This window comes from Enterococcus bulliens, from assembly GCF_053761865.1.
On record NZ_JBSMXK010000017.1, the window covers coordinates 1 to 11,965 of the forward strand.

The following is an 11,965-nucleotide window of genomic DNA, read 5'->3' on the forward strand; positions in this document are numbered from 1 at the left end:
TTCAGTGTAAAATGTACTTGGGTCATGTAACGTCCTCCTGGGTATGTTTTTGTGGTTAAAAACATTGTACCGTAAAAGGGCTGTTACATGGCCTTTTATCTTTTACACAATTATATGGACGTAATCTTTTTTTATAAATTACTATACTATAATAAACAAGCCACTCTCTACTAAAGAAAGTGACTTTATTTTTTTAAAACGCTCCGGCCATACGTGAAGCCTTTGCTAATTTTCTGTTTAGTTTATCCAATTCACTTGGATTATTTGCATCTACATTGCCAATAGTGATCGTTTGATTTACTGTTGTTTGACTACCTTTACCTCCGATACCTTCTCGTTTTTCACGATCAGATAGAGGTGTGACAGTCGTTTTACCTCGATTGACAGATAATAATTCTGGACCTGCTTCGCCTACGATCGCTTGACCATCGATAAGCGAACCACCTTTTGCTAGATATGGTATTTTCGGTATATTGATACCTATGCCACCGATCGGTGGTATACCTTTTGGAATTTTGATTTTATTTGCTAAATTGATAAAGTCATTGATCAACTTGATCATTCCGTTAATAGGTGCTTTAGCAAATTCGAGTATAGAACCAAAAATACCCTTAAATACGTTGATGATTCCATTCCATGCTTGTTCCCAATTACCAGTAAATACACCAGTAAAGAAATCAATAATCCCATTAAAAATAAGTTTCATATTTTCGATTTGCGCTTTGATAAAATCAAGTATTCCAGTAAACGTTCCTTTTAGATTTTCCCAAACTGCACTAAACGCTCCGATAATCACATCTTTTATAAAAGTGAATGAAGCATTGACTCCATTTCTAAACCATTCGACATTGTTATATGCCCAAATAAAGCCAGCAACGAGTGCGGCAATACCGGCAATAACTAAAATAAAAGGATTAGCTAACAAAAAACCGTATAATTTAGTAAATGCCCCTGATAAAAATTCGACTGCTCCAGATATTTTACTAACTGCCCCTAAAACACTCCCTAGAGCAACTAATATTGGACCAACCGCAGCAATTACCGCTCCAATCGTCACAATCATGTTTTTAGTGTTATCATCTAAACTTCTAAACCATTCAGCAAAGCTTTTTAGTGCTTCTGCTGCTTTTTGTAGATAAGGAGCAAAGACTTCTCCCACTTCGCTTGCTGCGATCATTAAGCTATTCATGGCTTGTTGATAGGTTACAGTTTCCTCAATACCGTTTTTAAAGTTTTCAGCCGCATCTTTTGAATTTTCCAATGAGTTTTGAAATTCTTTAGTAGCTTCATTTGCTTGCCCCATTGCAGTAATTACTTTAATTCCGGCATCTTCTCCTAAAGAACCAAAGATAGTTGAAATAGCCGCCGCTTTTTCTTGTTCTGAACCAAGTTTATTGATTTCAGCTACCATTCTAGGAAATGCTTGTCCGGCCGTAATCTCGCCATTTTTCACTTCTTTAAATACTTGTTGAAAACCGCCGCCCATATCTTCAACAGCTTTTTCTATAGAACCATCAGATAGTCTTATACCAAATTCTTTTACCAAATCATTCACTTTGTCTAAGTTATAAGCGCCACCATCTAAACCGGCTTTTAAGATTGTGAACATTTCTTCTGCGCTATATCCGCTCTGTTCAAACAAAGTTGCATATTCTGCTAAGTTGTCGCCCAGTTCGTGTGTCTTATCCAGTCCACCTTGAGAAGCTACTGTGATAAGGTCCATAGCTTTCTCTCCAGAAATTCCGTAAGCGTCCATAAGAGAGTTTGCCCCTCTAAGTGTTTCTTCAAAATCTGAACCATACGCCTTTTCTAAAGACAAGGCTTTTTCTGTCATATCTTGAATTGTATCAGCACTCGCCGTTTTCAACTTTGGAAACTGATTGATTAAACTGATAACCGCTTCTTTTGATTCATCCACAGATTCAACCATACCGCTTGCAAAAACATTTTCCACCGCATTATTCACGTTTTCTGCTTCTTGGGCAGTTAAACCGAACGCAGCTTGTATTTGCTTTTGAGAGTTATTCAAATCAGTAGCGACTTTAGTGCCAGCTGCTGCAATACCGATAAGTGGAGTTGTAACACCAACAGAAAGCCCTTTGCCGGCTTTTTCAATACTTTTTCCGGCCGCTTCTATCTTTTTTAATTTTTCAGCAGTGGAAATGGAAGTATTTCCTTGTGCTTCTAGTGCATCATTTGTTTTTTCTAACGCTTTACGTAAGTTATTTTCGCTTGTTTCCGATTTCAAGAGCATTTCATAAAGCTTTTGCGACTTCGCTGAATACTGTCCTGTTTCTTGGACAGATTTCTGATATTCTTCGCGCAAACCTTCAGTTTTTGCAGTCATGATCGCAACTTGCTTTTCTAATTTTTGCTTTGCAGCAGTTAGTTTTTCAGTTGCGCTTGCGTTTTTATCCATCGATGATATTTGATTTTTGTACTCTAAATTAGCAACTCGCATATCGTCATTGATTTGTTTGATACTCTTAGAATAAGCAACCTCACCATTCATTCTGAAATTCAGAATAACGTCAGATTCTTTTGTTTTTTTAGCCATAAACTACCCTCCTTTCCTATATGCAATAAATTTATTTTCCGCCTTTAGCATATTGTTAAATAAAGAATCGAAAGATTTTGATTTCAAACTTTTTTTACTTTCTAATTTATTTAAAATGAATTTTACTAACAATATTCTCTTGTTTAACAAGTTGATAGATAATTTATACATTTTACGATGCTCTAATTGTTCTTTTAAAGATACACAATTAAAATCTTCTTTTATTTTCATCAATTCCGTATAAATATATTTATAATCGTTATAAGCATTTTTATCTTGAATATTTAAAGCGTAACTTATCCAAAAATCATCAAATTCTCCGATACAGTCTGATAAAGTTTTATATTTCTTCATAATGCACCTCTCTTTATTCTCTTTTGGCTAGAAAATCATTAAATTCGTTAATGTACGGATCTATTTCTTCATCTTTAGGAAGTAGCGCAACTAATTTTTCAGTAACAGTGGTATATCTTTGTACGATTGCATTGTATGACTTTAAAGCCGGATGCTCTCGCAAGATTGAATAACTTCCTTGTTCCATTTGATCTAATACGCCGTCTTTTTGAATGATTTCTTTTAATTCTCTAAGCGTCACAACCATAAACGCTGCTTCTGCAATCAGACCTCTGACAGTTTTGAGTTTCTTGTCTGGTACTTCGGTAAAAATCGCCATTAAACGCTCAACTTCCGCTTTCTCTTGCATTAATCGTTCTTTCTTTTTCAAGAATCTACCTCCTTTCTTTTAGGGGTGGGGTTATAGAGAGAAACCCGTGTGTTTTTTCGAGGTTGCACTCCGTTCTGTAAAATTTTCAAAAAAATATTTTATAACGGGGGCTATCCTACTTTTTAATTTCAAACGGTTTAGAATGAATTCCTTTAAAAATTTCTACCTTTAACCATTCATCTAAAGATCTTCTAATTTTAGTAGCATAAGCTCTCACACCTTGTGGGCTATTAAAACTTAATCTAGTAGGTAGATCGTGTTGACTAACTTCAATTCCAAATACTTTTACAAGTTGATTTAAAGCAGCATCATTACTTTTATACATAACTCTTTTTGCCTCTAATAACTCTGATAGTTTATAAAGATTAGCAGTTACTTGTTTGAAGTCTTTACCCTCAAATAAAGAATACGCTTCTTGCAAGAGTTCATTATCAAGCGCTCTACATTCTGATTCAATTTGTTTGATATACTGATGCTTTACTTCACTTACAATTTGCGCTCTTACTTTGTACGCATCAGCAATCACTTTCTCTAAGTCCTCAATATCTTGTTTGATTCCTTTTACTGCTTTAAACGAATCTAAACTAAATTTTCCAGTAGATTGTTCTTGCTTTTCTTTTGCAGCAAGTAAAGTATCTAATTCTTTTTCTAAATCATTCAAATTTGTATCGATCTCTAGTAATTCTGATACATAAGGCATTTCAATAGTTTTTGTTTTCATGTTTAATTGTCCCCTTTGATTTTCGTTTTAATTTTATTAATAATCGTTTGTTTATTCTTTGGTACAGTAGATACTCTTTTCTTTCTTGATTCAGCTACAAACTTACTGATTTTAAGGGCTTCTTCTTCCTGTTCCTTTTGTTCAGCATTAAGTTCTTTTTCTTGATCTTCTAAATATTTTTCCCAATCTCTATCTGAGAAAAAATCATCTTTTGTTTTCATGTACTCCTCCTAGTTTGATTCTTTTTTATTTAAAAGACTAAATCTAAAATTCGTAGCTTCTTGTAGCATATCGTTAAAATTTATTGATTCTTTTTTATTTTGATTTAAAACCAATTTCGCCATTCTAGCATAAGCCTTTTTTTCTTCTTTGCTTTTTGCATTCTTAGATAGCACATAAATATCTAGCAATTCTTCTTCCAATAAATCTTCCACGTTACTTTTCAAAATCAATTCCATTCTTTTTTCCTCTTTTCTATTTTTTTATTCCCACTGAAAGACACATTCGTAATCATAATCATGTTTTCTTTCTTTTAGTGGTTCTTTTTCCATACCTAACTTGTATATAAAATCTTTCGCCAATTTGTCGTCTTTATGAAACACTTTCGCTTGTCTGCCGTCTTGGGTCAAAACATATTCTGGTAATACCCTACCTAGTGCAGTGACTTCAAAAGACTTTAGATACAATCTTCCAGTTTTAAGCGTGAACTCCTCGGCTTGATTCGATAGATATTCTTTTTGCTCTTGTTTGACTTTCTGCAATATCATTTCTAGCTTTTTCTCAATTTTTATACGCTTCATTCTGTACTCTCGGATAGGTATATCTAACTTCATAGCCATTACTTCATCAGAATACTGAAGATAGGTTTTTGATATTCCAGTGATAAAGTTAGCTTGCGCCGGTCTGTCGGTGTAATACTTTTCTTTTAGTAGTGTGAGTTCATCTTGATCTAACTGTTTTAAACCTTTAAAGAAAATCAGTGCTGCATATCGTTCTCTTTCGTTTAAATACTCACGATTGATTACATACCCTTTCCAGTGCGCAAAGAACCACTTCAACCGGATAGGCATATCGCTTGCTGAAAACACCTCAATCATCAAATCTAAGTCCTCCAGTGGGTCATTAACCTGTATACGTTCCATTGGTGGCTTAAAGCCATACTTGAAACATATAGCCGTTTCGATCTCGTATATTTCATCTAGCGCTTTTTCCTGTACGCTTTCGCTTGCAGTACCACCTAAAAGGCTCTCACGTTCGTTTCTAGGCAATTTATCTATGAATTGGATAAAATACTTCTGTTTGTCCTTTAGGCGCTTGATACGTTCGTCAATCAGTTCACACGCCACCACGTTATCAGAAACAATATACTCAATCTTTGGCGCTTTAGTGTGCATACCTAATTCATCATAAACAACATGAGTAGCTAGTGTTTGATTGTATATAGATAGGCGTGTTTCTCGTTTGCGCTGCTCTAGTTCGTCAATTACTGCTGCAATGTTTAAATACTTCTCTAAGCTAAATTCTTCCATATCTACCTCCCTAAAAAGTAAAAAAAGAGGATACAAAGACCACCAAATTAATGATGAAATCTTTATATCCTCTGTTATTCACAGTCAGACAAAACAAACTATTCAACTACATTCATTATACCATTTTTTACGATATTTTTCTACTCATCTATTGTAATTTTTATTGATTCCTCAACGTTTCTAGGTGTTTTTAACGGTACAAATTTTTGCCTTTCATTCTTCATTACATTTATAATTTTTCCGTCCTGAACAGAAATTTCTAGTTTGCAAAAGTTCGAAATATATAAGTTTGATTGATTCCCTTGATCGTCTATAAATATTAATCTACTCATGTACTTTAGCCGCCTTTTTATCGTTTAATCATTTGCGAATATATAGCATAATCACAAGTTTATTTTTAATGCCTTAGCTCTTGATACTCCAAGCGTTCTTTTTGATTTCGTTCAATCATTAAAATGTACTATTTTTTTCATGTCTGTTTTCGTTACTTTCTTAATACGATAGCCGGTTTCTTTAAACGGCGATTGATTATTTGTGCAGTGCGCTATAACGTGGCCTTGTTCGTTTCCGTGGTTATGCCATTCGCTACAATAAGGACACCATACCATCAAAGAATTGTCTGATTTACTTCTATTAAATCCTAATAGTACCGGTACATTATTTTTCATTGGTATGCTCCTTTTTCCACTGCTCTAAATCAATTTGTTGTACTAACTGAATACGGACTTCTGTTTCTCGCTGCTGTTTCTTCAGTGCTTCCAAACCCTCGGCCAATTCTGTTGGCGTAGTTGCTACATAATACCCACGATCTTTACCGTTTCTTTTCGCTACAATCGGATTGCCTTTTTTGATTAAACGATTAACGGCATACTGAACTTTTCTTTTCTCTAATCCAATGATTGAACCGATTTCTGTTGACGTTCTTTTGACTGCTGCACCTCTAGGGATTAATTTAAGCACTGCTTCTTCTCGTTCTGTCAAATTCGTATTGATTTTCATGTGTTGTCTCTCCTCTGATCATTAATTTTGCTCTACTTGGCTTCTCACTCATTACTTTTTCTCTCCTTAATCAAATACTCACTTATGGTAAAGGCTGCACAATTTCACGAAACCTTATTTTTTTCTAACTGTTTGCACTATCAACCGTTGCTTGCCATTCTTCCTCTGTAAATGTATCGCCGTTCTTGCTATCACCTATAAGGATTCTCAAGGGCTCTAGCGGTACATCACACTGCTTGGCATACGTTGCAGCAAGAAACAAATCATCATTTCTGTTCTCACTGGTACATTCTATTATTCTTTGGTAGGCCTGTTTTCCGGCTCCTCCCTTGCGTTCAAAACTCGGCATACTAGAAAATTTATATTCCGGCATAATGTACTTAGTATCATATTTTTCTAATGTCTGCTTATCGTAGCTGCCGCCACTAGAAAAGATACGATCTTCAAATGTACCGTCAAAATAATCTATATAAGTACCGTCAAAATAAGCAATGTCTTTACCGTTGTTCGTATACTCTCCGGAAACAGTCTGGCTTCCAGTTAAAACAAAAAAGTTGTTATCTTGCGCTTTGATGTCTACACCTTTTAAATAGCCGATATGCTGCCGGTAGTCTATGCCGTCCACTTTGCGAAAAACTAAATGCTTACCACCTCTGGGCGTAGTTTGAACAAAAGTATTTTGACCGTTCTTGACTATGTCCGGCCACACATCTTCCAACTCCTGTAAACTTTCAAAGCCGTTTTCTCCTTCATCGTGATTTACATCAATATCTATACACCAGATACCACGACACAATAAAACAAGCCCTTTTGCTTCTTGGTACACTGTCTTATTCGCTTCAATAAATTCTTTAGTGATAGGCACATTCTTAAACTCCAGTTTAGGCCGTTTATAATAATTTATTGGTATTGTCTGGTATTCATCTTCTAATAGAAGTAACGCTGCTTCGTAACAATCCACTTCTAAAACCTCCTAGCGTGTAATAATTACTAGCTTTTGTAATGGCCTGTAATTCGCTTGAAACACTGATATATCAACTTAAATTCGTTATGTTTTTTAAAAATTACACGATTACACGATTCTCTATAATAAAGAGTGTGTATATAAAAAATAATACTCTTAAACTATAAAACCATGTAATACGTGTAAGAACCTTATATATCAACACTTTAACCCTGTAAGTCTATTGTAATTGCTAGTAATATATAGTAATTAATCATATAAACTATGGAAAGCGTGTGGATCTTCAATGCAATGTACCCTTGTTGTCTTTCCGTCCACAAATCTTGGTTTACTTAAAGCGATACCGTATTTTTTGAACAATTTTTTCTTGCGATCATTTTCTTCTTTAGATTTTCCATAGCATTTTTCTAACAGTTCTTTTGCTCGTGGATCGCTAGCAAGAATAAAAGGTTCAGTATCAGTTAAATCTTTTTGCATTTTTTCCAAAGTAAGAAAAATATAAGTAAATGCTTCGTTTAAAAAAGATTGTTGAAATTGAACTTCTTTAAAAACAAATTTATTTCCTTGTGCTTTGAAATACTCCAGACTTTCCACCAAGAAAGATAATGCACTGGCTAAAGGTACGTTGTTACCGTCTGGGGCGATATACTCCCAATAAGGTTTAAAAACCTTGTGTCGTTCTGCTTCTGTTTCTTGCATAGGTCTATCTTTTAATGCTAGATTGACCATTCGTGACACATTCGCTTTTAACTCGCCAACTTCTACTTCTCCATTTGTATCTATAATCATGGTACAAAAAGGCTTGAATACAAAACTATCTCCACCAATATTCCTGGCAGTAAGCCATTCATTTGTAGCGATTGGCCGTAACACATTCATATCTCTACTTGTGATCTTTTCGGCTTCATTGATATGCACTACTTCGCAATCATAGGCCTTGATATGTTCGTTGTTGCGTTCAAATACGGCGCTGCTTGTAAGAGTTGGTAAATTCAATTTATTTACTTTAAACAACGTATTGAACGTTTTAACAAATAACCCTTTACCAGTCCGGCCTTTATCTTTGAATAAGAAAAACTTTTCTGCCGGCTCTAGTCCTATTTTTCTCCTCATGATATACGTGTGCATTAAATTTAAGTTGTGCAGCGTATCATCATTTGAAACAATCTTCTTTTTAAATTCTTTGACTAAATCTGTGTTTAGTTCGCTATTCGATACATCATAATAGGCGAAAAACAATTCGCTTTTTAGCGGCTTACGTTCTTCTTTAAGCATTTTTTCCATGTCATATATAAAATCATTCGTATAGAAAGCGTATCGCCGGATAGTGTAGCTATGCTCTCTTTGGATATGGATTCTATACAGTTCTTCAAATACCGGTAGGAAGTGTTTAATTGTGCCTTGTTTAGCTTGTGCCGGATAATGATATTTGAAATAGGCTTCATCAATTACTTCAAATGTTTGATCGTGTCTATTTATTTTGATAAAACAATCAAATTCTTTTGAGAAAATGATTTTTTCATCTAGTAAGTCGGCCACAAAATAGGCATAGTTGCTTTCATTAGGATAATTGACTTTATAACCGACTAACTCGCCGTCTTTATACTTAGGTGTGAAATTAGCATATACAAGCGCCGTTCTTTTGTTTCTAATGTAATACGTCACATCATAGCCATATTTAGTTACTTCTTGTTTACCTTGCTTCAAAATCACTTTTGCTTGGTTTAAATCAAGTTGTTCTTGATCTTGAATATAGCCAAAATTCATATAGTTAAGCACTCGTTTAATCTTTGCTAATGCCGGCGTGTCTATCTCGTTTATCTTTTGGACAATCTCCTGTTTTCTGGTATTTAATTGTCTGGCTTCTTCCACATTGCCAAACTCGTTTGCTTTAATCTGCAAAGTGCTTATGCTCCTTTCTGGTATATAAAAGTCAACTCAACCAGATTGATACCGGAAAATATCCTAGTAAAAGTTGCAAAAATTATTTACTGAATTCTTCTAAATCGTTAGCGTGTTTTTCTGCTAAATATCTGATAGATTCAAGTGTAGCTATTGCGATATTCATTTTCTGTACATCATCAGAAGTCATATTGTAAAGAGCGTTTACAACTCCCTCCAAGCCATTCTTAACGTGTGTAGCTTGTACCACTAAATCATCTATGTTATTCATACTTAAACGCTCCTCTTATTTAATCTGGGCAAATATCGTTACTTATTTGTTGGATTGTGTTTCTAATATCAGAAATAACCTCTCCAATATCTTCTAACAAACCGGATTGTAATTGATGATTGATCGAAAATTGATCTTTATTGATTCGTGCATATTCCACACCTTCAATTAAACGTTCCGCCAACTTTAGTTGATTAGCTGCTGCAGTAAGTCTTTCTGCTCTTTTTAATAGTTCTTTATCGTTCATTTTGTTGCCCTCCAGATTTCATTTTTGATTGCAAAGTAAATTCTTCAAATTCAAGCAGCAGTATCATTGCGATAGGTATACCCACAATAAACTTAAAAAATACTGGCGCTGCCGAAAATACGAGAACCAACAAAATATACGAGAACCAACAAAATAACGGCTAATGTTCTTCTAATCGTGTACATACTTTATTCTCCTATCATAATTTGATATAATGAGAGAACAAAGAATAATAAGCATTATTGCTTACTGTGTGCCTTTAACGTTCGCTTTGGTCGGTGGATACGTTATTGGCTTTTTCTTTGCTCTCATTCATAGAAACCACTCCTACAATTTAATTTCTAGCAAGTCGGCCAAACATTCGATCTCATTGCTTAAATCATATTGAAAATCTTTAATTGTAACCTCACTAGAAAAATTATCATGTGCCATTTGATGAATATTTCTAACTCGTTTAGCAATTTTTTCATCTTTTGGTAGTTCCGCTTCTTTTTCGTTTGCAGCCATTGCAGCGTTTACCATATCTAAAATAGTAATTCGTTTTTCAGTCATTTCTAATCCTCCAGTTCAATTCCTAGCAAGTAAGAAAGTGTATCCAGTGATCTATACAAATAATCTTGTGATTCTGGTACACTCCATTTTTCTAAACAATCTGATTCGATAAACTCATACAATTCTTGCAGCACGCTCTTAACAGTCGGCACTTCCGGCAGTACATTATGATAATCTGCTTGTTCTGCTACCAAGTTATAAACCTTTTCCAATCTCTCTCCTTTTAAGGTAGCTACTTTTTCGGCTGCCTCTACTCCGATAATTTCAACTAATGCTTTTTGGATCGCTTCTGTTTGCGTGATCATCTTTTTTCCTCCTATTATCAAACCATTCGCAACGGACAACTAACTCATTCTGTATGCTCCCTAGGCGTAGTGAGTTATTTTTTGTTTTGTGCTAAAAAATCATCTACATCTTTTTGATCTACTCGGACAATTCCGGAAACTGTAATCAACGGCAAGCCGGCTCTTACAAATTTTTGAAATGTGTTAAAACTACAACCGATATACTCGGCAGCTTGTCCTTTAGTCATGTAACGTGGCAATTCTTGACGCTTAGTGCTAACTTGGTTAGCTTCTTGAATAGCAGCAGCGATTCTTTCAACGATTGGTTGAAATGCCGGATCAGCCAATTCTAATGATTCAATTTTCAATTCCATTGTTTTACCTCCTTTGCATACTTTTCTATACAAGAAGTTTAAAAAAATAAAACAAAATTTAATTTGCATACTTTTCTGTACTTCTTGAATTCATTATAGCGTCACTCAATTTCAAATGCAAGAGTTTTTGCATACTTTTTTGAACTTTTTTTAGAATTTCAAATTAATCTATGATATTATGTAGAAAACTACTATATAGTGGAGGTTCTAGCATGAGTAGAAAAAAATATCCAGAAGCTGTCGAAACTGGGCAAAGAATTAGGATTTCTAGAAAAGAAAAAGGTCTATCCATGGAAGAGTTAGGCCAAAAACTAACACCTCCGGCAAGCAAAGGCGCTGTCAGTAACTGGGAAAACGGCTATAATTTGCCTAATAATAATAGATTGAAACAACTTTCTGATATTTTAGATGTTTCAACTACTTATTTACTAAACGGCGATAAATACGCTGCACTTCTTTATAATCAAGATATAGAAGCAATAGATTTTAATAGAATAAAAAGTTTAAATAAATCTCTTGTATCAATTGTTATTAAAAATAAAATCACTTCTAAAGAAGTACCAGAAATTTTCGATGATAACGGCAAGGTGTTAATCGATCAACAACTTTACAAATTGTTTAAAGATTATGATTGCAAACAATTAAAACTTTTATCTAGTAAACTTTCATTTAATTCTTTAGAAAATTTGAGTTTATACTATGCCTTATGTGAGAAATTGAATATCGAAAATGAATTATCACTTTTTAATGAAGATGAATTATATTTTTATTTATCTAGGTTAAGGCAAGATTACTATAATTTCGAAAAATTCATAAAAAATACTTAACTCTTCCTAATATG

Annotated in this window: 17 protein-coding genes; 1 reads left to right on the top strand and 16 read right to left on the bottom strand. The window is 34.3% G+C overall.

The features are described from left to right. Positions 1 to 193 precede the first annotated feature (193 nt). The 16 genes from ACWOEC_RS09065 to ACWOEC_RS09140 all read right to left on the bottom strand — a co-directional run bounded on the left by ACWOEC_RS09065 (position 194) and on the right by ACWOEC_RS09140 (position 11,124). Positions 194 to 2,557: a phage tail tape measure protein gene (locus ACWOEC_RS09065; RefSeq protein WP_455307591.1), complete on the bottom strand. Its 2,364-nt coding sequence runs from the start codon at positions 2,555 to 2,557 to the stop codon at positions 194 to 196. A gap of 3 nt (positions 2,558 to 2,560) precedes the next feature. Beyond that, positions 2,561 to 2,911: a hypothetical protein gene (locus ACWOEC_RS09070; protein ID WP_455307593.1), complete on the bottom strand. Its 351-nt coding sequence runs from the start codon at positions 2,909 to 2,911 to the stop codon at positions 2,561 to 2,563. A gap of 13 nt (positions 2,912 to 2,924) precedes the next feature. Next, a complete protein-coding gene (locus tag ACWOEC_RS09075) occupies positions 2,925 to 3,281 on the bottom strand; it encodes a hypothetical protein (RefSeq protein WP_455307595.1) in 357 nt (118 codons plus the stop codon). A 115-nt stretch (positions 3,282 to 3,396) separates the two neighbouring features. Then, positions 3,397 to 4,002 (bottom strand): hypothetical protein, encoded by a 606-nt coding sequence (locus ACWOEC_RS09080; RefSeq protein WP_455307597.1) that lies wholly within the window; start codon positions 4,000 to 4,002, stop codon positions 3,397 to 3,399. A gap of 2 nt (positions 4,003 to 4,004) precedes the next feature. Beyond that, positions 4,005 to 4,223 (bottom strand): hypothetical protein, encoded by a 219-nt coding sequence (locus ACWOEC_RS09085; protein WP_455307599.1) that lies wholly within the window; start codon positions 4,221 to 4,223, stop codon positions 4,005 to 4,007. Between the two features lie 9 nt (positions 4,224 to 4,232). Further along, positions 4,233 to 4,460, bottom strand: coding sequence for a hypothetical protein (locus tag ACWOEC_RS09090; RefSeq protein WP_455307601.1), 228 nt, complete (start codon positions 4,458 to 4,460; stop codon positions 4,233 to 4,235). A gap of 24 nt (positions 4,461 to 4,484) precedes the next feature. Next, entirely contained in the window at positions 4,485 to 5,531 is a 1,047-nt protein-coding gene (locus tag ACWOEC_RS09095; RefSeq protein ID WP_455307603.1) for a hypothetical protein, read from the bottom strand. A gap of 443 nt (positions 5,532 to 5,974) precedes the next feature. After that, positions 5,975 to 6,199, bottom strand: coding sequence for a hypothetical protein (locus ACWOEC_RS09100; protein WP_455307605.1), 225 nt, complete (start codon positions 6,197 to 6,199; stop codon positions 5,975 to 5,977). Then, positions 6,189 to 6,530 (bottom strand): hypothetical protein, encoded by a 342-nt coding sequence (locus ACWOEC_RS09105; protein WP_455307607.1) that lies wholly within the window; start codon positions 6,528 to 6,530, stop codon positions 6,189 to 6,191. Before ACWOEC_RS09105 ends, ACWOEC_RS09100 begins: the two co-directional genes overlap by 11 nt. Before the next feature lie 124 nt (positions 6,531 to 6,654). Beyond that, positions 6,655 to 7,491 carry a bifunctional DNA primase/polymerase gene (locus ACWOEC_RS09110; protein WP_455307609.1) on the bottom strand — a complete coding sequence of 279 codons (837 nt, stop codon included), beginning with the start codon at positions 7,489 to 7,491 and terminating at the stop codon, positions 6,655 to 6,657. A 252-nt stretch (positions 7,492 to 7,743) separates the two neighbouring features. Continuing rightward, complete coding sequence (locus ACWOEC_RS09115; protein WP_455307611.1) at positions 7,744 to 9,396, bottom strand: DUF5906 domain-containing protein; 1,653 nt, start codon at positions 9,394 to 9,396, stop codon at positions 7,744 to 7,746. Positions 9,397 to 9,478: 82 nt separating this feature from the next. Further along, positions 9,479 to 9,667, bottom strand: a complete 189-nt coding sequence (locus ACWOEC_RS09120) for a hypothetical protein (RefSeq protein WP_455307613.1) — start codon at positions 9,665 to 9,667, stop codon at positions 9,479 to 9,481. Between the two features lie 19 nt (positions 9,668 to 9,686). Beyond that, positions 9,687 to 9,914: a hypothetical protein gene (locus tag ACWOEC_RS09125; RefSeq protein WP_455307615.1), complete on the bottom strand. Its 228-nt coding sequence runs from the start codon at positions 9,912 to 9,914 to the stop codon at positions 9,687 to 9,689. 327 nt (positions 9,915 to 10,241) lie between these two features. Further along, entirely contained in the window at positions 10,242 to 10,466 is a 225-nt protein-coding gene (locus tag ACWOEC_RS09130; protein ID WP_455307617.1) for a hypothetical protein, read from the bottom strand. A gap of 2 nt (positions 10,467 to 10,468) precedes the next feature. Beyond that, positions 10,469 to 10,771 (bottom strand): hypothetical protein, encoded by a 303-nt coding sequence (locus ACWOEC_RS09135; RefSeq protein WP_455307618.1) that lies wholly within the window; start codon positions 10,769 to 10,771, stop codon positions 10,469 to 10,471. 74 nt (positions 10,772 to 10,845) lie between these two features. Continuing rightward, entirely contained in the window at positions 10,846 to 11,124 is a 279-nt protein-coding gene (locus ACWOEC_RS09140; RefSeq protein WP_455307620.1) for a helix-turn-helix domain-containing protein, read from the bottom strand. A gap of 212 nt (positions 11,125 to 11,336) precedes the next feature. Here ACWOEC_RS09140 and ACWOEC_RS09145 point away from each other — a divergent pair, with 212 nt between their 5' ends. After that, complete coding sequence (locus ACWOEC_RS09145; RefSeq protein WP_455307622.1) at positions 11,337 to 11,951, top strand: helix-turn-helix domain-containing protein; 615 nt, start codon at positions 11,337 to 11,339, stop codon at positions 11,949 to 11,951. The last annotated feature ends 14 nt before the right edge of the window (positions 11,952 to 11,965 follow it).

What these genes read in the sequence shown, in the direction of transcription:
- ACWOEC_RS09145 (WP_455307622.1), top strand. Translation starts at nt 11,337, where the DNA reads ATGAGTAGAAAAAAATATCCAGAAGCTGTCGAAACTGGGCAAAGAATT.
- ACWOEC_RS09135 (WP_455307618.1), bottom strand. Translation starts at nt 10,771, where the DNA reads ATGATCACGCAAACAGAAGCGATCCAAAAAGCATTAGTTGAAATTATC.
- ACWOEC_RS09105 (WP_455307607.1), bottom strand. Translation starts at nt 6,530, where the DNA reads ATGAAAATCAATACGAATTTGACAGAACGAGAAGAAGCAGTGCTTAAA.
- ACWOEC_RS09090 (WP_455307601.1), bottom strand. Translation starts at nt 4,460, where the DNA reads ATGGAATTGATTTTGAAAAGTAACGTGGAAGATTTATTGGAAGAAGAA.
- ACWOEC_RS09065 (WP_455307591.1), bottom strand. Translation starts at nt 2,557, where the DNA reads ATGGCTAAAAAAACAAAAGAATCTGACGTTATTCTGAATTTCAGAATG.
- ACWOEC_RS09080 (WP_455307597.1), bottom strand. Translation starts at nt 4,002, where the DNA reads ATGAAAACAAAAACTATTGAAATGCCTTATGTATCAGAATTACTAGAG.
- ACWOEC_RS09085 (WP_455307599.1), bottom strand. Translation starts at nt 4,223, where the DNA reads ATGAAAACAAAAGATGATTTTTTCTCAGATAGAGATTGGGAAAAATAT.
- ACWOEC_RS09125 (WP_455307615.1), bottom strand. Translation starts at nt 9,914, where the DNA reads ATGAACGATAAAGAACTATTAAAAAGAGCAGAAAGACTTACTGCAGCA.
- ACWOEC_RS09070 (WP_455307593.1), bottom strand. Translation starts at nt 2,911, where the DNA reads ATGAAGAAATATAAAACTTTATCAGACTGTATCGGAGAATTTGATGAT.
- ACWOEC_RS09140 (WP_455307620.1), bottom strand. Translation starts at nt 11,124, where the DNA reads ATGGAATTGAAAATTGAATCATTAGAATTGGCTGATCCGGCATTTCAA.
- ACWOEC_RS09095 (WP_455307603.1), bottom strand. Translation starts at nt 5,531, where the DNA reads ATGGAAGAATTTAGCTTAGAGAAGTATTTAAACATTGCAGCAGTAATT.
- ACWOEC_RS09130 (WP_455307617.1), bottom strand. Translation starts at nt 10,466, where the DNA reads ATGACTGAAAAACGAATTACTATTTTAGATATGGTAAACGCTGCAATG.
- ACWOEC_RS09120 (WP_455307613.1), bottom strand. Translation starts at nt 9,667, where the DNA reads ATGAATAACATAGATGATTTAGTGGTACAAGCTACACACGTTAAGAAT.
- ACWOEC_RS09100 (WP_455307605.1), bottom strand. Translation starts at nt 6,199, where the DNA reads ATGAAAAATAATGTACCGGTACTATTAGGATTTAATAGAAGTAAATCA.